Annotated in this window: 35 protein-coding genes and 1 pseudogene; 28 read left to right on the top strand and 8 right to left on the bottom strand. The window is 62.0% G+C overall.

What is annotated here, in order from left to right:
* Positions 1-38: 38 nt before the first annotated feature.
* Together HMPREF9463_RS00980 and HMPREF9463_RS00985 are read right to left on the bottom strand one after the other, a co-directional pair.
* Complete coding sequence (locus tag HMPREF9463_RS00980) at positions 39-320, bottom strand: hypothetical protein (protein WP_035136663.1); 282 nt, start codon at positions 318-320, stop codon at positions 39-41.
* A gap of 2 nt (positions 321-322) precedes the next feature.
* The gene (locus HMPREF9463_RS00985; RefSeq protein ID WP_052043978.1) at positions 323-553 is read right to left on the bottom strand and encodes a helix-turn-helix domain-containing protein; all 231 of its coding nucleotides are present in this window, start codon (positions 551-553) and stop codon (positions 323-325) included.
* A gap of 132 nt (positions 554-685) precedes the next feature.
* Between HMPREF9463_RS00985 and HMPREF9463_RS00990 the strand changes: the two genes are divergently transcribed.
* The 28 genes from HMPREF9463_RS00990 (at position 686) to HMPREF9463_RS01125 (ending at position 12,180) form a co-directional block, all read left to right on the top strand.
* The gene (locus HMPREF9463_RS00990; protein WP_052043979.1) at positions 686-892 is read left to right on the top strand and encodes a helix-turn-helix transcriptional regulator; all 207 of its coding nucleotides are present in this window, start codon (positions 686-688) and stop codon (positions 890-892) included.
* Positions 893-1,019: 127 nt separating this feature from the next.
* Positions 1,020-1,394: a hypothetical protein gene (locus HMPREF9463_RS00995; RefSeq protein WP_035136664.1), complete on the top strand. Its 375-nt coding sequence runs from the start codon at positions 1,020-1,022 to the stop codon at positions 1,392-1,394.
* Positions 1,395-1,428: 34 nt separating this feature from the next.
* Positions 1,429-1,713 carry a hypothetical protein gene (locus tag HMPREF9463_RS01000; RefSeq protein WP_035136665.1) on the top strand — a complete coding sequence of 95 codons (285 nt, stop codon included), beginning with the start codon at positions 1,429-1,431 and terminating at the stop codon, positions 1,711-1,713.
* Positions 1,706-2,041, top strand: a complete 336-nt coding sequence (locus HMPREF9463_RS11010; protein ID WP_035136667.1) for a hypothetical protein — start codon at positions 1,706-1,708, stop codon at positions 2,039-2,041. The genes HMPREF9463_RS01000 and HMPREF9463_RS11010 overlap by 8 nt, the downstream gene beginning before the upstream one ends.
* The gene (locus HMPREF9463_RS01010) at positions 2,038-2,499 is read left to right on the top strand and encodes a RusA family crossover junction endodeoxyribonuclease (RefSeq protein WP_035136669.1); all 462 of its coding nucleotides are present in this window, start codon (positions 2,038-2,040) and stop codon (positions 2,497-2,499) included. Before HMPREF9463_RS11010 ends, HMPREF9463_RS01010 begins: the two co-directional genes overlap by 4 nt.
* Positions 2,496-2,813, top strand: coding sequence for a hypothetical protein (locus HMPREF9463_RS01015; RefSeq protein ID WP_035136670.1), 318 nt, complete (start codon positions 2,496-2,498; stop codon positions 2,811-2,813). The genes HMPREF9463_RS01010 and HMPREF9463_RS01015 overlap by 4 nt, the downstream gene beginning before the upstream one ends.
* An 11-nt stretch (positions 2,814-2,824) precedes the next feature.
* Positions 2,825-3,028 carry a hypothetical protein gene (locus HMPREF9463_RS01020; protein ID WP_035136671.1) on the top strand — a complete coding sequence of 68 codons (204 nt, stop codon included), beginning with the start codon at positions 2,825-2,827 and terminating at the stop codon, positions 3,026-3,028.
* Positions 3,021-4,004, top strand: coding sequence for a DUF1351 domain-containing protein (locus HMPREF9463_RS01025; RefSeq protein WP_035136672.1), 984 nt, complete (start codon positions 3,021-3,023; stop codon positions 4,002-4,004). Before HMPREF9463_RS01020 ends, HMPREF9463_RS01025 begins: the two co-directional genes overlap by 8 nt.
* Positions 4,005-4,007: 3 nt before the next feature.
* Positions 4,008-4,577, top strand: a complete 570-nt coding sequence (locus HMPREF9463_RS01030; protein WP_052043980.1) for an ERF family protein — start codon at positions 4,008-4,010, stop codon at positions 4,575-4,577.
* Between the two features lie 3 nt (positions 4,578-4,580).
* A complete protein-coding gene (locus HMPREF9463_RS01035) occupies positions 4,581-4,928 on the top strand; it encodes a hypothetical protein (protein ID WP_035136673.1) in 348 nt (115 codons plus the stop codon).
* Complete coding sequence (locus HMPREF9463_RS01040) at positions 4,929-5,483, top strand: single-stranded DNA-binding protein (RefSeq protein ID WP_035136674.1); 555 nt, start codon at positions 4,929-4,931, stop codon at positions 5,481-5,483. It begins immediately after the preceding gene.
* Between the two features lie 36 nt (positions 5,484-5,519).
* Positions 5,520-6,134 (top strand): hypothetical protein, encoded by a 615-nt coding sequence (locus HMPREF9463_RS01045; RefSeq protein ID WP_035136675.1) that lies wholly within the window; start codon positions 5,520-5,522, stop codon positions 6,132-6,134.
* Positions 6,112-6,825, top strand: coding sequence for an ATP-binding protein (locus HMPREF9463_RS01050; RefSeq protein ID WP_035136676.1), 714 nt, complete (start codon positions 6,112-6,114; stop codon positions 6,823-6,825). The genes HMPREF9463_RS01045 and HMPREF9463_RS01050 overlap by 23 nt, the downstream gene beginning before the upstream one ends.
* Positions 6,822-7,277 carry a hypothetical protein gene (locus tag HMPREF9463_RS01055; RefSeq protein ID WP_035136678.1) on the top strand — a complete coding sequence of 152 codons (456 nt, stop codon included), beginning with the start codon at positions 6,822-6,824 and terminating at the stop codon, positions 7,275-7,277. The genes HMPREF9463_RS01050 and HMPREF9463_RS01055 overlap by 4 nt, the downstream gene beginning before the upstream one ends.
* A 3-nt stretch (positions 7,278-7,280) precedes the next feature.
* Complete coding sequence (locus tag HMPREF9463_RS01060; protein WP_035136680.1) at positions 7,281-7,676, top strand: hypothetical protein; 396 nt, start codon at positions 7,281-7,283, stop codon at positions 7,674-7,676.
* On the top strand, positions 7,673-7,888 hold the full coding sequence (locus HMPREF9463_RS01065) for a hypothetical protein (RefSeq protein ID WP_035136681.1): 216 nt from the start codon (positions 7,673-7,675) through the stop codon (positions 7,886-7,888). Before HMPREF9463_RS01060 ends, HMPREF9463_RS01065 begins: the two co-directional genes overlap by 4 nt.
* Complete coding sequence (locus tag HMPREF9463_RS01070; protein ID WP_035136682.1) at positions 7,885-8,115, top strand: hypothetical protein; 231 nt, start codon at positions 7,885-7,887, stop codon at positions 8,113-8,115. The genes HMPREF9463_RS01065 and HMPREF9463_RS01070 overlap by 4 nt, the downstream gene beginning before the upstream one ends.
* The gene (locus HMPREF9463_RS01075; RefSeq protein WP_035136683.1) at positions 8,112-8,321 is read left to right on the top strand and encodes a hypothetical protein; all 210 of its coding nucleotides are present in this window, start codon (positions 8,112-8,114) and stop codon (positions 8,319-8,321) included. The genes HMPREF9463_RS01070 and HMPREF9463_RS01075 overlap by 4 nt, the downstream gene beginning before the upstream one ends.
* Positions 8,290-8,538: a hypothetical protein gene (locus HMPREF9463_RS01080; protein ID WP_035136684.1), complete on the top strand. Its 249-nt coding sequence runs from the start codon at positions 8,290-8,292 to the stop codon at positions 8,536-8,538. Before HMPREF9463_RS01075 ends, HMPREF9463_RS01080 begins: the two co-directional genes overlap by 32 nt.
* Positions 8,535-8,855 carry a hypothetical protein gene (locus HMPREF9463_RS01085; RefSeq protein WP_035136685.1) on the top strand — a complete coding sequence of 107 codons (321 nt, stop codon included), beginning with the start codon at positions 8,535-8,537 and terminating at the stop codon, positions 8,853-8,855. Before HMPREF9463_RS01080 ends, HMPREF9463_RS01085 begins: the two co-directional genes overlap by 4 nt.
* Positions 8,852-9,370, top strand: coding sequence for a DNA cytosine methyltransferase (locus tag HMPREF9463_RS11015; RefSeq protein WP_052043981.1), 519 nt, complete (start codon positions 8,852-8,854; stop codon positions 9,368-9,370). The genes HMPREF9463_RS01085 and HMPREF9463_RS11015 overlap by 4 nt, the downstream gene beginning before the upstream one ends.
* 10 nt (positions 9,371-9,380) lie before the next feature.
* Positions 9,381-9,668 (top strand): hypothetical protein, encoded by a 288-nt coding sequence (locus tag HMPREF9463_RS11020; protein WP_052043982.1) that lies wholly within the window; start codon positions 9,381-9,383, stop codon positions 9,666-9,668.
* Complete coding sequence (locus HMPREF9463_RS10310) at positions 9,665-10,003, top strand: DNA cytosine methyltransferase (protein ID WP_052043983.1); 339 nt, start codon at positions 9,665-9,667, stop codon at positions 10,001-10,003. Before HMPREF9463_RS11020 ends, HMPREF9463_RS10310 begins: the two co-directional genes overlap by 4 nt.
* Before the next feature lie 187 nt (positions 10,004-10,190).
* Positions 10,191-10,544 carry a hypothetical protein gene (locus tag HMPREF9463_RS01105; RefSeq protein ID WP_035136687.1) on the top strand — a complete coding sequence of 118 codons (354 nt, stop codon included), beginning with the start codon at positions 10,191-10,193 and terminating at the stop codon, positions 10,542-10,544.
* 11 nt (positions 10,545-10,555) lie between these two features.
* The gene (locus HMPREF9463_RS01110) at positions 10,556-10,888 is read left to right on the top strand and encodes a DUF4406 domain-containing protein (protein ID WP_035136688.1); all 333 of its coding nucleotides are present in this window, start codon (positions 10,556-10,558) and stop codon (positions 10,886-10,888) included.
* Positions 10,889-10,890: 2 nt separating this feature from the next.
* Entirely contained in the window at positions 10,891-11,181 is a 291-nt protein-coding gene (locus HMPREF9463_RS01115) for a hypothetical protein (protein WP_035136689.1), read from the top strand.
* A 118-nt stretch (positions 11,182-11,299) separates the two neighbouring features.
* The gene (locus HMPREF9463_RS01120; RefSeq protein WP_035136690.1) at positions 11,300-11,527 is read left to right on the top strand and encodes a hypothetical protein; all 228 of its coding nucleotides are present in this window, start codon (positions 11,300-11,302) and stop codon (positions 11,525-11,527) included.
* Positions 11,528-11,640: 113 nt separating this feature from the next.
* Positions 11,641-12,180, top strand: a complete 540-nt coding sequence (locus HMPREF9463_RS01125; protein WP_035136691.1) for a nucleoside triphosphate pyrophosphohydrolase family protein — start codon at positions 11,641-11,643, stop codon at positions 12,178-12,180.
* 168 nt (positions 12,181-12,348) lie between these two features.
* Here HMPREF9463_RS01125 and HMPREF9463_RS11465 read toward each other — a convergent pair whose 3' ends face one another.
* The 6 genes and pseudogenes from HMPREF9463_RS11465 to HMPREF9463_RS01150 form a co-directional block, all read right to left on the bottom strand.
* The gene (locus tag HMPREF9463_RS11465; RefSeq protein WP_255360326.1) at positions 12,349-12,474 is read right to left on the bottom strand and encodes a hypothetical protein; all 126 of its coding nucleotides are present in this window, start codon (positions 12,472-12,474) and stop codon (positions 12,349-12,351) included.
* Positions 12,475-12,476: 2 nt separating this feature from the next.
* A complete protein-coding gene (locus tag HMPREF9463_RS01130) occupies positions 12,477-12,698 on the bottom strand; it encodes a hypothetical protein (RefSeq protein ID WP_035136692.1) in 222 nt (73 codons plus the stop codon).
* A gap of 10 nt (positions 12,699-12,708) precedes the next feature.
* Positions 12,709-13,032, bottom strand: a complete 324-nt coding sequence (locus tag HMPREF9463_RS01135; protein ID WP_035136693.1) for a hypothetical protein — start codon at positions 13,030-13,032, stop codon at positions 12,709-12,711.
* A gap of 95 nt (positions 13,033-13,127) precedes the next feature.
* Positions 13,128-13,781 (bottom strand): DUF2786 domain-containing protein, encoded by a 654-nt coding sequence (locus tag HMPREF9463_RS01140; RefSeq protein WP_035136694.1) that lies wholly within the window; start codon positions 13,779-13,781, stop codon positions 13,128-13,130.
* Between the two features lie 50 nt (positions 13,782-13,831).
* Positions 13,832-14,152: a DUF2958 domain-containing protein gene (locus HMPREF9463_RS01145; RefSeq protein ID WP_052043984.1), complete on the bottom strand. Its 321-nt coding sequence runs from the start codon at positions 14,150-14,152 to the stop codon at positions 13,832-13,834.
* A gap of 198 nt (positions 14,153-14,350) precedes the next feature.
* Positions 14,351-14,620: pseudogene (locus HMPREF9463_RS01150) on the bottom strand (IS30 family transposase); the annotation flags it as partial.

A 14,620-nucleotide genomic window follows, 5' to 3' on the forward strand; every position in this document is an offset into this window, starting at 1 on the left:
CGTTGCAGCGCTATGACCCCGTGGGGCTTCTTCTTTCCCTAACGGTAGAGCACGGTGAAGCAGTACATCATCGTGTCGTCGTTCCCAGTGTTGGCGCAAGTCGCCATCTTCACGTCGACTACCTGGCATCCGGCCTCTTGGACTCGCGCCAAGGCACCGTCCAAGCGTTCCGTTACCTTTTTCTCGAATTGCGTTGCAGTCGACAACGTGAACCGTCCGTTGACCTGGAACACGAGCGCGTGCAGCTTTCCGTCGTTGACGATGAAGTCCTCCGCGTCGCTCGCCATCTTTTTGGCCGCGCTTTTGTTGAACATTCCCATAGTTAGTCCTTTCCCTCGCGCTTGCTCTCGACCTCGTGCCAATACCACGTTCCCAGCAATTCATCGACAGAGCATCCGTAGAACTTGGCAAGCTTTATAAGCTTCGATCCATTGATCTCGCGCTGGCCGCTTTCCATCATCGAGTAAGCCGGTACGCCGATACCAAGCACTTCAGCCACTTCAGGCTGTTTCTTGCCATATTTAAGCCGCGTTTCTTTAAGACGTGTGCCCACCGTGTCCTCCTTACTCCATGTGCATATTGTACAAAAAACTTTACAGATAGTGAATTATCTGCTTGCAAAAAGTCTCATGTTCTTCTATATTCACTAATTGTGAAGTTCACAGATAGTGAAGTGGAGGTGCAAATGAACCCGATCGCAAGTGAACGCGTCCGCATTGGCCTTAGCCAGGAAGGGCTTGCAAGCAAGCTTGACCTGAAGAGCCGAGCGACTATCGCCGCATATGAGAGCGGCGGTGAAATCCCCAGCTCAAAGCTTATTGCCATGACGCGCCTATTCCACTGCTCGGCAGATTATCTGCTCGGGCTTACGGAGAACAGGACGGTGGCGTAATGCCAGACGATTCAAAGCGACACCAAGGAGAGAAGCCCAAAACTGCCCGCGAAGTCGCTTTCGACACCATGTGTTCAACGATCAAGCAGGCGTACCGCGAATGGGAGAAAGGAGAGAAGAAGACGGCATGAGGCAATGGTCTACACGTGAACTTCGTTACCTCGAAGAGCACGCAGGCGAAGGTGCGGCGGCTATTGCCAAGGCCCTGGGGCGATCGGTTGATTCGGTCGAGTGGCAGGCGCGGAAGTGCGGCATCTCGCTGCGCAAGCGCAGGCAGTGCCCCCATTGCGGGCAGTGGACGTTTCGACCGCTCAACCGCATCAACGGCTGGTGCATCGAGTGCACGAAGGAGCTTCACATGGCAGACCTGGCAGAACAAGCGGAGGCCATGAAGGAAGAGGCCTCAAGGGAAATCAGAAACAACCGCACGCGCCAGTGCTTCTACAGCGCGAAAAGCCGGGCTAAGAAAAAGAAAAATAGCCACGGAAAAAGCCACGGTTAACCTGACCTGCGAAAACACCGAAAGGAGAACGGAAATGCAGACAAAAAAGAAAGCGAGCGCCCCCCGCTACCACACTTCGGGCACCCGCTACGTAGCCGCCTCGAAAGAGGCTGCGTCCATCATACCATTCGAGGGCAAGCGCCCGACGGCGCAGGAGCAGCTTGAGCGCTCGCAGTTCAAGGCGGGCGTCATGGTCGGCTTCCTCGCGGCCCTCATGATCTTCCTCGCCGTGCTCTGGCTCTGGGTCATCCCCACGATGGACCAGGCTGTTGCCGACGCCCAGCGAGCCGTGGGCAGCATGGCGGTGCTCAATGCGTAACGACGAGAGATACCGCCCCAAGCCCCAGAGCAACCAGCTTGAGATCTTCGGCCTGGGCATGGCTGGCGAGCAGGACGTTGCCGAGGCCAAGAAATGGATCGAGGCCAACCCCGATGCGTGGCGGTTCATGCTCTCCAACGCCCGCCGCCTCAAGGAGAAGGGCTACGTGTCGATCAACTACCTGGTGAACATGGTGCGCAACGAGCTGCACGTCGGCTGCAAGAACGGCATAGCCCCCGCCCTTGCCCGAATCATGGAGGCGCGGTACCCGGAGCTGCGCGGAGCCTTCAACAAGCACCGCAGCCAGAGCGATGGGTTTTCCGAATGAGCTGGCAGCGCACCCTTGCGGCCACGGCGCACATCACCATGCACCCAGCAGAGCTTGTCGGAAAGCAGCGCCCCATGACCGACTACCGCAACCACCGCACCTACACGCCGACCAAGACGCTCAAGGCCGAGAAGGCCATCAAGGACGCGTTCCGCGCGGCATACGGCGAGACATTCGCCGACCACGACGGCCCGGTCGTGATGCGGATCTCGACCAACAGGCCGCTCGCGAAGAGCAACCCCAAGTACTGGGAGGGCCGCGCCGACCTCGGCAAGCCCGACTGGGACAACCTGGGCAAGCTCGCCTGCGACGCGCTCAACGGGATCGCCTTCAAGGACGATTCGCAGGTCGATACGGGAGCCGTCACCAAGCGGCCAAGAAGCCCATACGGCACACAGCCGCGCATAGACATCTACATCGAGTACTTCGTCGAGGAGTACGTGAAGGAGAAGAAATGAACGCCAAATACTTCGAAGAGAACGGCTTTGAGGACTTCCACGGGACCAAGTTCCACAAAGCAGTGCTCGACCACGCCGCCTGCATCGCGAACAACCTCATGTTCGACGCCACGCATCCTGACAACAACGACGGCGAGACGGCGGCAAACGCCTACCACGTGATGATCGCGCTTCGCGAGGCCGGGCTTTCCAGGATCGACGAGAAGTGCGTCGCCAAGAGCCGCGAGTTCATCGCCGACAAGATCAAGCCCGTCAGCGAGGAAGAGCGCGAGTTCGGTCGCGCGTTCCTTGCCGCCGTTCTCGGCATCAAATAGGAGGTAACGACATGATCAACGAAGCCACCATCCAGGCGCAGTTCAAGCAGGCCACCGTGAAGGGCAGCGTGGCGACCCTGCAATTCGAGATCCTGACCGACAACGCCGACGCCTTCCGCATCATCAAGCAGAGCAGCAAGACGGTTTTGCTCACCGTGGCCGAGCAGCAGCAGGCCATGGACTTCGACGACGAGACGGGCGAGATCTATGGCTAAGGAAACCGAACCGCAGCAGGTCGAGGCCGAGGTCATCGAAACCGAGGCCACCACGCTTGAGGTCACGTACACCGAGGCCACCATCGCTTCGAACATGGACGCGCTGGAGGCCCACGTGAAGAAGGTCGTCGCCGACTACGAGGGCGCCACCTACGACCTCACGAGCGCCCAGGCCATCAAGGAGGCCAAGCACGACCGCAGCTACCTCAACGGCATCAAGAAGGAGATCGACGAACGCCGCAAGGCCGTGAAGCGCGAGTACAACAAGCCGCTCGACGCATTCGAGAGGCGCTGCAAGCAGATCACGGCCATCATCGACGAGTCAACCGACGCCATCAAGGCGCAGCTCGACGAGGCCGAGCAGACGCGCAAGGACGCGCTCTACTCGCGCCTACAGCAGCACTACGAGGAGTTCGCGGGGCTGCTCGCGCCGGTCGTCCCCTACGAGCGCCTGCATGAGCCGCAGTGGCTCAACAAGACCTTCGGCGAGATCAAGGCGCAGCAGGCGCTTGAGGCAAAGGTGTCCGACGTGGCCCGAGACTGGGAAACGCTCAAGGCCCAGCAGGAGGCGATGCCGCACTACGCCGACGCGGAGCGCGAGTTCTTCCGCACGCTCGACCTCGGAGCCGCATTGAACGCGGCGCGTCTGGCCGACGAGGAAGACCAGCGAATCGCCGAGCTGAAGGCGGCCATGGCACCCGAGCCTGAGCCGGAGCCTGAACCTGAACCAGAGCCTGAGCCAGAGCCGATCGCAGCGCCCGAGCCTGAGCCGATGCCCGCGCCAGCGCCAATGCCCGCCCCCATGCCGGCACCCATGCCAGCACCGGTCGCGGAGCCTTTGGAGGCGTGGACGGTCGAGGTGCCGAGCGCCACGCGATCGCAGATGCAGGCGCTCGCATCCACGCTCAAGGCGCAGGGAATCACCGGAAGCATCCGCCGGGGCACGCCAGCCCAGGTGGCGGCGAGGATGGAGTAGACGATGGCAGAAGACAAGCACATGACGCTGGCCGAGGCCGTGGCCCAGGTGCAGCGATCCGTAGTTGTGCCTAAAGCACGCTACAACGACCACGGCAACTTCTACTACCGCTCGATGGAGGACATCGTGGCGGCGCTCAAGGAGCCGTGCAAGGAGGCGGGCATAGCCTTCACGCTCAACGACAGCATCGTGCAGATCGGCGAGCGCTACTACGTCGAGGCCACGTGCCGCCTGTTCTTCAAGGACGGCCACGGCGATCCCATGGACGTGACGGCCTACGCCCGCGAGCCTTTGAGCCAGAAGGGAATGAACGAGGCGCAGGTCACGGGCAGCGCATCCAGCTATGCCAGAAAGTACGCGCTTTGCGGAGCGTTCGACATCGACGGCACCTCAGACCCAGACACGCTCATGGGAACCGAGAAGCACGCCGAGAAGGAGCCGCCAGAGTTTGGCCAGTTCATCGCCAAGTGCAAGAGCTGCGGCACCTCCTACGTCTTCGAGAGCCGCCAGCAGTACGAGCAGTTCAAGGCGAACCCCGGGTGCTGCCCGTCCCCCGCATGGCAGGTCGTGTAGGCCATGCAAGACCTCTACGCCGAGCGCATGCAGCTCTTCGACAGGCTCATGGACGAGCTTCAGGCGCTGCGCAACAGCGGAAGCCAGTACGCCGAGAACGAGGCCGAGTACCGCAAGGCGCTGCGCATCGCGATTCTTGAGGAGCGATCCAAGGGAACGCCCGTGACGGTGATAAGCGACCTCTGCCGAGGCCGGGAGGACATAGCCGAGCTGAAGCAGCGCAGGGACTGCTCCGAAGCGCTCTACAAGGCGAGCCAAGAGGCGATAAACGTGTACAAGCTCAAGATCCGAACCGTCGACGAGGACATAAAGCGCACCTGGTCCAACGGGACGGGCGAAGGGAGTTACTAAATGTCGATCAACCGAGTGAACATCAGCGGCAACTTGACCCGCGACCCCGAGCTGCGGGCTACCCAGGGCGGCATGCAGGTTCTGGGCTTTGGCGTGGCCGTCAACGACCGCCGCCGCAACCAGCAAACCGGCGAGTGGGAGGACTACCCGAACTTCGTGGACTGCACGATGTTCGGCAACCGCGCCGAGAGCATGGGCCGCATCCTGCACAAGGGCATGAAGGTGGCCATCGAGGGCAAGCTGCGCTATTCGAGCTGGGACAAGGACGGCCAGCGCCGATCCAAGCTTGAGGTGATCGTGGACGAGATCGAGTTCATGAGCCAGAAGCAAGCCCCGGCGGCACCGCAGGGATACCAGCAGCAGTACGCGCCGCAGCCCGCCCCGCAGGCGGCGCCGCAGCAGTGGAACGCGCAGCAGGCCTACCAGCAAGCCCCGGCGGCACCGCAGGGATACCAGCAGCAGTACGCGCCGCAGCCCGCCCCGCAGGCGGCGCCGCAGCAAGCGCCCATGCCGCCCGCCCAGGAAAGCCTGTACGACGGCGACATCCCGTTTTAGGAGCCATCGTGCGAGCGGAAATCGGCGGTGAAGGCGATGGCTGAGGAAAAGCGGATGAACTTCTACCGCACCTTCTACGACCTCACGACGCTTCTACCGGAGGCCGAACGAAGGAAGGTGAACACGGCCCTGCTCGACTACTTCTTCGAAGGCATCGAACCGAAGGGTTTGAGCGAGAGCGGAATGAAGGTTTTCAAGGGCTGCGAGGGGCGCATTTCGAAAAGCAGGACGAACGCCGCAAACGTGGCTAATCGGTACAGCGATTCGAAGCCTACGAACGAGCCTACGGAAGACGCTACGAACGATGCTGCGGAAGGGTCTACGAAACCCCTCCCAGATAGAGAAAGAGATAGAGAAGTAGATAAGGAAGGAGCTAAGGAGAAAAGGAAGGCGGCGCGTTTCCGCGCCCCTTCCCCCGCCGAGGTGTCCGAGTATGCCCAGCAATACGCCGCAACGAAGAACCTCGACCTCCGCGCCATCGACTTCGATCCCGAGTACTTCTGCGACTACTACGAGTCAAACGGATGGCATGTCGGCAAACAGCCGATGAAGGATTGGAAGGCAACGGTGCGCCGATGGCTGCGCACCTCGAAGCCCAAAAACGGCATTGCGAAGGAGGTGCCAGACGATGGATTTTCGGCCTACGACTGAGTGCCCGCACTGCGGCGCGACCCTCAAGGCCCGCACCACGCGGCTCGCTGGGCGGACGCTGTTCTGCGGCTACGAGCAGTGCGGCTGCGCGGGCGCCGAGGCCGAGCGCGAGAAGGAGCGCCAGGTCGAGGCGGAGGCCGCACGCAAGGCGGTTCAGGACAAGGCCATGCACGACTGGAAGCGCGCCGGCGTTCCCGAGCGCTACATGAGCCTCGACCACCCCTTGGCCGCCGAGATCGCCGACGGCATGAAGAACGGCCAGTGGGTGTACCTATGGGGCGACGTGGGAACGCGCAAGACCACGTGCGCCGCAGCCGTGGCCAAGCGCCTTGCGGGAGGCAAGCGGTCGGTGCTCATGGCCCCGATGTACCGCATCCTCGACGAAATCCAGCGCAGCTTCCACGATGGCGGCGACCCGCTCAAGCGCTACGCCGAGGTGCGCTACCTGATCGTGGACGACCTGGGCAAGCGCAGGCCCACGGGCTTCGTTTTGGACAGCCTGTTCAGCCTGATAGACCAGCGCTACTCGGCGATGCTGCCAACGCTGGTGACCACGCAGTACAAGCCGAGTGACCTCGTGCGCAGGCTCGCCGAGCAGGGAGACCCCGACACCGCCAAGGCCATCGTGTCGCGGCTCAGGGGCGGCGCGAGGGTCGTGCACTTCGACGGCCCGGACGGGAGGCTGCAATGATCCTCGATGCGGGCATTTTGCGCGGCTACCCCAAGGAACGCGCCGAGCTTTACGGCAAGCCGCACCTGGGCGCTCGCTACACCCACGGCAAGGCCTACGAGGCGCTTTCGCCCCGATGCTGCGTCTGCGGCAGGCGTGCGGGAAGCGTGCACCACGTGGCGCACCGGTCTTGGGGCGAGACCTTCCGCCTGGTGACCCCGTGCGGCGCCTGGGACTTGCGAAGCCCGCTGTTCTGCCTCTGCGGCAGCGGCACCACCGGGTGCCACGACAAGTTCCACGGCGGGGCGCGGCTCAAGGCCGAGTGGGCGTGGCGCTCGAAGGTCTACGAGGAGGCATGGTGGAGCGGCGAGCTGCTTGAGGTGTACGAGCCGCACAGCCCCGGTCTCTACGAATACGGATATTGGCTGATCACAGACCGTGACGGCAACGAGATGATACGAGAAGGGATATGACCCATGGAGATCAAGACATGCGAGCAGTACGTGCTCGATCAGCTGGAGCAGGCGCGGGAGGAGCGCGATTGGCTGCGCGGCAAGCTTGAGCAGGCGCAGGACGAGGCAGAGGAGCTGCGCGGCAAGCTCATGGAGCGCGGCGAGCGCGACGCCTCGAAGGTCGAGCAGGCCATTCGCAAGGAGGGCCGCGCCAAGCTCTACCGCGACGGCACCAGCTACCGAACCAGCGTGGACGACGGCGGCAAGCTCATGCCGTTCGAGGATTGGTGCATCGAACACATAGGGTACTCAAGCCAACGCTGCGGAATGACCAAGAACGAGTTCATCGCCTACTTCGAGCCAGAGTTCCGCACCGAGTACGAAGAACTGGCCGAAGAGTGGAAGGCTGAGCAGGAATGATCAGGATCTACGAGCGCTCGCTCTGCCAGAGCTACGCAAGCGCATACCGCCAGGGCATCCTGATCGCCAAGGCCGACGACGAGGCGGAGGCGCTTTCGATCGTCGAGTCGCTTACCGACGACAGCTACCAGTGCTTCGCGCTGCTGGAAGACGGGACAGTGCTCGACCTGCGTGGCCGGTTCCCCGGCTGCCTTGCGGGGGTGATGGCATGAGCTGCGAGTACTGCGAGGAAGGGCGAACCCTGTTCGCCAGTGCAGAGGGCCGCGCCTGCGACATCGACGACATATCGGTAGAGCGCCTGTGCATGCTCGGCAAGGAAGGCCCCGCGAAGGAGCCGTACGTGATCGGCATCAGCCTCTACAACGGCGACTACTGCTACACGAAGGACATCAGCTACTGCCCGATGTGCGGCGCGAAGCTCGGAGGCGATGGCGCATGAGCAAGGTCAAGTGCATGCGCTGCGACAAATGCGGCGAGTTGATTATCGGCGACGACCCCCACGGCACGTTCCGTGGGGCGCTTTGGCCCAGCGAAATCGAGAGCTTCGACCTGTGCCGCGATTGCAGCGTTGAGGTGCAGCGGTTCATTCACGGGAGAAACGAGGTGAAGGCTCATGAAGATCAAGAACACGATCAGGGAGATTAGGAAGTACAGAACGCCGTCATGCATCAAGTGCATGCATTCGAGCTTCAAGCCTTTCAACGGCACGACGATCTATTGCGCATGCCCGGCGTTCCGCGACTACACGGAGCGAATGAAAGGCGAGACCTACGCCATCGCGGAATCTCGCCTCGTGCGCGGAACCAGGTGGTGTCGATTCGAGCAGAAACCGCCAAAGGCCGAGGACGGTGACGAGTCATGAAAACCGTCGAGGCGCCGAAAACTATCGAGCCGTGGCGCATCATCTGCGCGGCCCAAAGCGAGCCCGATTACAGCGAAGAGCGCTACATGCTGATCTACGCCGGCGATAGAAGCGACGACTATTACGACAAAGGCTACATCTTGCTTGAGGGCTGGCACTGCTCCTGCTACGACTGGCCCGAGGTCGATTGGGACGCCACCTATTACGAGGAAGACGAGCTGCTGAAGATTGCCGACATGCGCAAGCGCAACCCGTCGGACAGCGCCGAGCGCCGCTTCTTCATGCTCGTCGAGCAAGCATTGGGGGCGCACCAATGAAGTACGTCTCGCTTTTCAGCGGTATAGAGGCCGCAACCGTGGCATGGGAGCCGCTGGGCTGGGAGCCTGTGTGCTTCGCCGAGTTCGACGAGTTCCCCAGCGCCGTGCTTGCCGAGCGGTACCCCGAGGTGCCGAACGTCGGCGACGTTACCAAGATGAACTGGAAGAAGTACCGCAACAAGGTGGATATGGTGGTGGGCGGAAGCCCATGCCAATCCTTCTCGATCGCGGGCAAACGGGAGGGGTTGCAAGGTGAGTCAGGACTTATGTTCGAGTACATTCGGGCGGTACGTGAGATACGTCCTCGATGGTTTCTTTGGGAAAACGTCCCGGGAGCGCTCTCAAGCGAGAATGGGGAGGCTTTCCGACAGCTCCTGTCCGAAATGGACAAGCTCGGGTACGGTCTGGCGTGGCGCGTACTCGATGCGCAGTTCTTCGGAGTGGCCCAAAGACGCCGCCGTCTCTTTCTTGTCGGACATCTTGGAGCCTGCCCCCCCCGTCGGCGTACTCATTGAGCCGGAGAGCATGCGAGGGGATCTTGAATCGAGCGCGGAAAAGAGGGCGAGCCTTGCCGAAGAGGCTGGAAGAAGCCCTCGCAGCGCAGGCTTCAAGTACCACCAGGGAGCAGGCGCGGGAGGAGTAGGCGCAGAGCCTGAGCAGTCCCCCACGCTCACCGCCGATTGGCACAACCCGGCCGTGTACCCCATCGACGAGCCGATAACGATGGCCGACCTCAACGCCAACACGGCGATCGGATACGACATGGTGGGCACGCTCAAGGTTGGCGGCGACGCGCCGTCGGTGTGCCTGTGAGCGCCTGCACGCTGCTCGTCCGTTGCGGATGCGCGGGCGGCGGCAAGGGCGCGCTGGTGAGCGACGAGGTATCGCTCACCCTATCGACGAGCAACACTCAGACGCTTTTCAGCGAGGAAGGAGGAGGCATGGTTGTGCGAAGGCTCACGCCGCGCGAGTGCGAGCGGCTGCAAGGCTTCCCCGATGATTGGACGAAGATACCCTATCGCGGCAAGCCGGCCGACGAGTGCCCCGATGGGCCTCGATACAAGGCGATCGGCAACAGCATGGCCGTCCCCGTGATGCGGTGGATCGGCGAGAGGATCGCCATGGCCGAGGCGGGTGAGATCGCATGAGCTGCGACCCGTATAAATGGACGTGCGCGAGGTGCGGCAAAACGCACTGCAACCCGTTTTTCACGTGCTACCCGCGCGAATTTTGGAAGGACAACAAGAAGCGTGTCGGCGAGGTCTGCGAAAAGTGCCGCAACGAAATCGACTATGACCAAGTTCGCCGCAGGAAAGCGAAGGCAGGCGAGGCCTCATGAGCTACGACATAAGGCTGTGCGACCCCGTGACGCACGAGACGTTGGAGGTCGATTCTCCGCATCTCATGGCGGGCGGAACATATGCCCTGGGAGGCACGACCGAGCTTTGGCTGAACGTGACCTACAACTACGCCAGGCACTACCACTGCTTGGGAGAGCGCGGCATCCGCGAGATCTACGGGAAGACCGGGGCCGAGTCGATACCGATGCTCAAAGCAGCGGCCTTGAGGCTTGGCGACGATGTTTCCGACGACTACTGGGAGGCCACCGAGGGCAACGCCAAGCGGGCGCTGTTACAGCTGCTCGCCCTGGCAAGGATGCGCCCCGACGGCGTATGGGACGGCGACTGAGAGGAACCTAAATGAAGAAGGCGATGATTGTCCAGCCAATGAACGGGCTTGGCGAGGGGCAGATACTTGAGGCCCGCACGAAGGCGGTCGCAGAGCTTGAGCGGCGCGGATACGAGGTCGTGGACACGTACTTCAAGGACGGCCTCGTGGTGCCGCCCAAGGTGGTGAACGTGCCGCTGTACTACATGAGCCAAAGCCTTGGCAAGATGGCCGAGTGCGACGCTGTGTACCTATGCGATGGCTGGGAGAACGCACGGGGCTGCAAGGTCGAGCGCGCCGCAGCTGTGGCCTACGACCTTGAGCTCATCGGGTACGACCTACCGTGCCGTGGTGATGCCTCGTGAGCATGGCCTACTACGAGCCGGGCAGCGGCTGGAACCTGCCGCCCGGCTGCTTCGACGACGATCCGGACGCGCCGTGGAACCAGGTGGACGAGCCGGCTTGCGGAGATTGCGCCCACTGCATAGAGGGATGCTGCGACTACGGCATCTGCGAGCTTGAGTTCGAGGAGGCTTTCAGCGCCCAGGAGGCGAAGGAGCCGATGGCGGCATGGGAGGCTGCGAAGTGGGCGCGAGACTGGATCGTCGAACACTACAAGGACATGCAGGAGGACTGGTGCAAACGGTTCGATGGATAGCGGCATCATGCGCCGCGCTGCTTGTCGCGGTTGTGGCCCTTGAGCTTTATGTAATCAGAACGCTGGCGGCGGGGCTGGTGGTTCTGGCCCTGCTCGCCTGCGGGTAGGAGGTGGACGATTGACCAACTGGGAGCGGTACTTCGGCACGCCCGAGGCCGCGATGCGCATGGAGATGCGCATGCTGCGCGACGGACGGCGGTTCCGCATCGCGGTGAGCGAGTGCAACCCCTTCACCACGTGCGCGTTCGCATCGCGCCGGGTGCGTGACTTCTGCTCATGGGGCGAGTATCTGGACTGGCTCAAGGCCGAATACGACGACGGGACCATCAGGTGGGAGGATGAATGAGCCGCCCGGGATGCAACCGGGGATGTCTGCTCGTGATAGCGGCATCCCTGCTAATAGACGGACTTACGCTGTGGGCGGCGGTATCGCTGGCCCGCATGATCATTGGAGGATAGATGTTTGACGATACCTACCAGAACACGGTGGAACTTGGCAGCGTGGCCGTGTTCGACAACGTGGAATGCGGTAAGGCCCAGGCTATGAAAGTCTTGGAAGAGGCTGCGGAGGTCTTCGGCGCTTGGCAGAAGCTCGATAAGGACACCTTCAGCGATTCCACCGACCTCATCGCCGAGCTTTGCGACGTGATCCAGGCATGCTGCAACATGGCCGCTGCGGTCGGGTGCGACGACCTACACCTTGCCCTGTGGGACTGCGAGGATCGCAACCGCAAGCGCGGGCGCATAACCGGCATGGTCGATCGTGGGAGCCAGTGCACGCGCGAGAAGTGCAAGCGTTTCGTTTTCGTGCCCATTGAGGTGAGACAGAAGTCCAGCGACTCGTGGGAGGCGATCGAGCACGATAGCGCGATGTCGCCGATCGGGTACTGCGAGCAGGTTATCGGGCAGGACATGGCAAACGTACATAACGTCACCGCCGGGATCATGATGTGCAAGCATCTGGTGAAGAGGTGCAAGGCGATGGGGGGTGCCGAATAGTGGCGCGCGCACAGAAGGTCATAACCTGGATCGTGCTAGTAGGCTCTATATGCGCCTGCCTGTTGCTGTTCGTCGGCCTCGTGTCGCTGCTGCTTAGGTGGATCATGTCTATATGGGGGATTTGCTAGCCACAACAAAAGGCCTCGGGGTATCCCCGGGGCCTTCCTGCTATCGCCTGTATGCGATCCCCTCGGCTATGGGCTTCTCTGCCCCTATGGCCTTCCCTAGGTCTTCCCTGGCATCTTTCAAGATCTTCAGGATCTCGGCCCACTGTTTCGGCTCTCGTGCTTCCATCGCTAGCCCTCCTCGTCGATCCTCGTAGTACCTGGCACGACCTCGCACCATCCGGTGTAGCCGTTCCGCCTGTGCCATGTGGTTATGGCGTCCTCCTCGTTCGCCTTGCTGCCTGCCCTGTGCGTCGAGTAGTAGCTGTGCTCCCTCTCGTAGATGCCGCCGCAGCCGCCGTCGAAGCCGCCGCTGTGTCTTATGATGCAGGTGTATCGTCTTGAGTTGCGCACTGCTCCCTCCTTAGTCGTAGGTGTCGAAAATGCTGGGTTCGCCGTCCCATAGGTAGAGATTTTCGCCCCCGAGAATGAGGGTCGGCATGTTCTTTGCCGCGCTGTAGTCGTGAATCTTGAGGCGCTTTCCCTCTGCGCTGGCCTTCCTGCCCATGATTGGATCGTCGTCGATAAACTCCCCGGGTACCGGCATGTACTCCCTCTCCCATCCCCAGGGGTCTGCGTGCCCCACGAACTCGGCCCTTATGGGCTTGATTGTGGCTGTTTTCGCTGTGGCCCTGGTCACCTGGTAGAAAAGGCCTTCCCTCGTGAATATGTCGCCTTGCTTCACCATGGTTTAATGTCCCCTTATGTGATCGTGCCTTATGGTTTAATGCCCTGTTTGATGGCACAGGGGCAAGGCCCTATGCCCTGTCCCTGTGCCACCTGCTAGGCTGTGAGAAGCCCTGCCCTCGGGGCATCCATGCGGCGGCTGCGCACCGCGTCGCGCCCCGCCGCCTGGCCCCTGCTGATGCTGTCCCTGTTGGTAGCCCTCGGGCCTCGCCTCGTGGATTTGCCAAGGTCCAGGCTCTCGAAGTAGTCGCTCACCTCGGACGGGCATACGATCATCAGCTCGAAGCTCTGCTTCTCAAGCTCGCCCTTCACGCCATCGACGAATCCGACGATGAAGTTCGAGTAAGCGTTGGGGTCGGTGTAGGCGAAGTCCTCGTACTCGTGCGCCAGCCTGTCGCCAACCTCAAGCAGGTTCTGATAGACGATCTCTGCCGCCTCGCTGTCGGCCTTCCACCCGACGAACACGTACTCGTACTTGCGATCGGTTATCCTGCGCTGGTACACCCTGCACCGGAAGTTGTCGGCGATCACCGATGCGAGGTTCGGCGCCCATGACTTCGCAGTTCGTGCCGTGGCGGTCTCGGTCACCTGCTTCACCTCGTCGGCAAGCTCCCATTCCTCCACGTCGTTGTCCGCGATCAGACGCTGGGCCTTGAGGGCGAACTGGATCGCCTCGGCCTCGTTGCAACCGTTCTCGACGCTGTGCTCACGCAGCTTCTTGATCTTCTCGATGATCCTCTCTCGCTCCATCTTGTAGCCTCCTTAATAGGAGGGGCGAGGCCCCTCCCGGTAGTTGTCCGTTACTTTTCCCATAGGTAGCCGAACGCCTCTGCTATCCTCGGGATCTCGATTGCCCTCTTCGGCGTGAAGTAGGTCTCGCGCTCGAAGAAGTTCATGCCGTACTTCCTGTTGATCTCCTCGAGCTCTGCCAGGTTGAAGTAGCCCATCTCGGGGACCGCCCCGAAGACGAACCCGAACATGTCGCCCGTCTCCTCGTCGTACTCGGTGGCGTAGAAGTCCCAGCCGTTCAAGCAGCTGAACCAGTGGCCGTACACAACGGTCTCGGCCTTCTTGCCGTCCTGTGAGTAAAGGGGTTGATTTCCGATCTCAGCCGAACACATTGAGCAAATAGGCCATTCCCGCAGCTAGCTGAACGCCCCCGCGGCCCCTCCTGGGGTCCGGGGGCGCCGTTTTCCCAGTTGATGGAACGGTGGAGATGTGTTTCGATGGGTCCGGTGGCCATGCTCCGCCCGCCGCCCGGCACCTCTTCCCAGACTCAGCCGGACGGTCGGTCCGTCTATTCCGTTTTTCCTTCTAGGCTAGGCCAGCGGGGCATCGCCCCTCTCGGCGCGCGCCCTCTCGATGAGCCCCGGCGTCAGGTCGAGGTCGCCGAGCGGCACGTCCCACACACCGTAGGCGTCCAGCAGCGCCGCCGCGTCCTCCCCGAGCATCGCCCTGAAGGCGCGCGCGGGCGTCGCGAAGCCGAGCGCGCCGCGGGGCTCGGAGTTCACGTGCGACATGGCCAGCGCCAGGTCGGCCGGGGCGAGCCGGTCGAACCTGATTCCGGCGCCCTTGGGCAGCAGCTTCCT

This window comes from Collinsella sp. 4_8_47FAA, from assembly GCF_000763055.1.
Lineage (GTDB): Bacteria > Actinomycetota > Coriobacteriia > Coriobacteriales > Coriobacteriaceae > Collinsella.

What these genes read in the sequence shown, in the direction of transcription:
- HMPREF9463_RS00980 (WP_035136663.1), bottom strand. Translation starts at nt 320, where the DNA reads ATGGGAATGTTCAACAAAAGCGCGGCCAAAAAGATGGCGAGCGACGCG.
- HMPREF9463_RS00990 (WP_052043979.1), top strand. Translation starts at nt 686, where the DNA reads ATGAACCCGATCGCAAGTGAACGCGTCCGCATTGGCCTTAGCCAGGAA.
- HMPREF9463_RS00995 (WP_035136664.1), top strand. Translation starts at nt 1,020, where the DNA reads ATGAGGCAATGGTCTACACGTGAACTTCGTTACCTCGAAGAGCACGCA.
- HMPREF9463_RS01000 (WP_035136665.1), top strand. Translation starts at nt 1,429, where the DNA reads ATGCAGACAAAAAAGAAAGCGAGCGCCCCCCGCTACCACACTTCGGGC.
- HMPREF9463_RS11010 (WP_035136667.1), top strand. Translation starts at nt 1,706, where the DNA reads ATGCGTAACGACGAGAGATACCGCCCCAAGCCCCAGAGCAACCAGCTT.
- HMPREF9463_RS01010 (WP_035136669.1), top strand. Translation starts at nt 2,038, where the DNA reads ATGAGCTGGCAGCGCACCCTTGCGGCCACGGCGCACATCACCATGCAC.
- HMPREF9463_RS01015 (WP_035136670.1), top strand. Translation starts at nt 2,496, where the DNA reads ATGAACGCCAAATACTTCGAAGAGAACGGCTTTGAGGACTTCCACGGG.
- HMPREF9463_RS01020 (WP_035136671.1), top strand. Translation starts at nt 2,825, where the DNA reads ATGATCAACGAAGCCACCATCCAGGCGCAGTTCAAGCAGGCCACCGTG.
- HMPREF9463_RS01025 (WP_035136672.1), top strand. Translation starts at nt 3,021, where the DNA reads ATGGCTAAGGAAACCGAACCGCAGCAGGTCGAGGCCGAGGTCATCGAA.
- HMPREF9463_RS01030 (WP_052043980.1), top strand. Translation starts at nt 4,008, where the DNA reads ATGGCAGAAGACAAGCACATGACGCTGGCCGAGGCCGTGGCCCAGGTG.
- HMPREF9463_RS01035 (WP_035136673.1), top strand. Translation starts at nt 4,581, where the DNA reads ATGCAAGACCTCTACGCCGAGCGCATGCAGCTCTTCGACAGGCTCATG.
- HMPREF9463_RS01040 (WP_035136674.1), top strand. Translation starts at nt 4,929, where the DNA reads ATGTCGATCAACCGAGTGAACATCAGCGGCAACTTGACCCGCGACCCC.
- HMPREF9463_RS01045 (WP_035136675.1), top strand. Translation starts at nt 5,520, where the DNA reads ATGGCTGAGGAAAAGCGGATGAACTTCTACCGCACCTTCTACGACCTC.
- HMPREF9463_RS01050 (WP_035136676.1), top strand. Translation starts at nt 6,112, where the DNA reads ATGGATTTTCGGCCTACGACTGAGTGCCCGCACTGCGGCGCGACCCTC.
- HMPREF9463_RS01055 (WP_035136678.1), top strand. Translation starts at nt 6,822, where the DNA reads ATGATCCTCGATGCGGGCATTTTGCGCGGCTACCCCAAGGAACGCGCC.
- HMPREF9463_RS01060 (WP_035136680.1), top strand. Translation starts at nt 7,281, where the DNA reads ATGGAGATCAAGACATGCGAGCAGTACGTGCTCGATCAGCTGGAGCAG.
- HMPREF9463_RS01065 (WP_035136681.1), top strand. Translation starts at nt 7,673, where the DNA reads ATGATCAGGATCTACGAGCGCTCGCTCTGCCAGAGCTACGCAAGCGCA.
- HMPREF9463_RS01070 (WP_035136682.1), top strand. Translation starts at nt 7,885, where the DNA reads ATGAGCTGCGAGTACTGCGAGGAAGGGCGAACCCTGTTCGCCAGTGCA.
- HMPREF9463_RS01075 (WP_035136683.1), top strand. Translation starts at nt 8,112, where the DNA reads ATGAGCAAGGTCAAGTGCATGCGCTGCGACAAATGCGGCGAGTTGATT.
- HMPREF9463_RS01080 (WP_035136684.1), top strand. Translation starts at nt 8,290, where the DNA reads ATGAAGATCAAGAACACGATCAGGGAGATTAGGAAGTACAGAACGCCG.
- HMPREF9463_RS01085 (WP_035136685.1), top strand. Translation starts at nt 8,535, where the DNA reads ATGAAAACCGTCGAGGCGCCGAAAACTATCGAGCCGTGGCGCATCATC.
- HMPREF9463_RS11015 (WP_052043981.1), top strand. Translation starts at nt 8,852, where the DNA reads ATGAAGTACGTCTCGCTTTTCAGCGGTATAGAGGCCGCAACCGTGGCA.
- HMPREF9463_RS11020 (WP_052043982.1), top strand. Translation starts at nt 9,381, where the DNA reads ATGCGAGGGGATCTTGAATCGAGCGCGGAAAAGAGGGCGAGCCTTGCC.
- HMPREF9463_RS01105 (WP_035136687.1), top strand. Translation starts at nt 10,191, where the DNA reads ATGAGCTACGACATAAGGCTGTGCGACCCCGTGACGCACGAGACGTTG.
- HMPREF9463_RS01110 (WP_035136688.1), top strand. Translation starts at nt 10,556, where the DNA reads ATGAAGAAGGCGATGATTGTCCAGCCAATGAACGGGCTTGGCGAGGGG.
- HMPREF9463_RS01115 (WP_035136689.1), top strand. Translation starts at nt 10,891, where the DNA reads ATGGCCTACTACGAGCCGGGCAGCGGCTGGAACCTGCCGCCCGGCTGC.
- HMPREF9463_RS01125 (WP_035136691.1), top strand. Translation starts at nt 11,641, where the DNA reads ATGTTTGACGATACCTACCAGAACACGGTGGAACTTGGCAGCGTGGCC.
- HMPREF9463_RS11465 (WP_255360326.1), bottom strand. Translation starts at nt 12,474, where the DNA reads ATGGAAGCACGAGAGCCGAAACAGTGGGCCGAGATCCTGAAGATCTTG.
- HMPREF9463_RS01135 (WP_035136693.1), bottom strand. Translation starts at nt 13,032, where the DNA reads ATGGTGAAGCAAGGCGACATATTCACGAGGGAAGGCCTTTTCTACCAG.
- HMPREF9463_RS01140 (WP_035136694.1), bottom strand. Translation starts at nt 13,781, where the DNA reads ATGGAGCGAGAGAGGATCATCGAGAAGATCAAGAAGCTGCGTGAGCAC.
- HMPREF9463_RS01145 (WP_052043984.1), bottom strand. Translation starts at nt 14,152, where the DNA reads ATGTGTTCGGCTGAGATCGGAAATCAACCCCTTTACTCACAGGACGGC.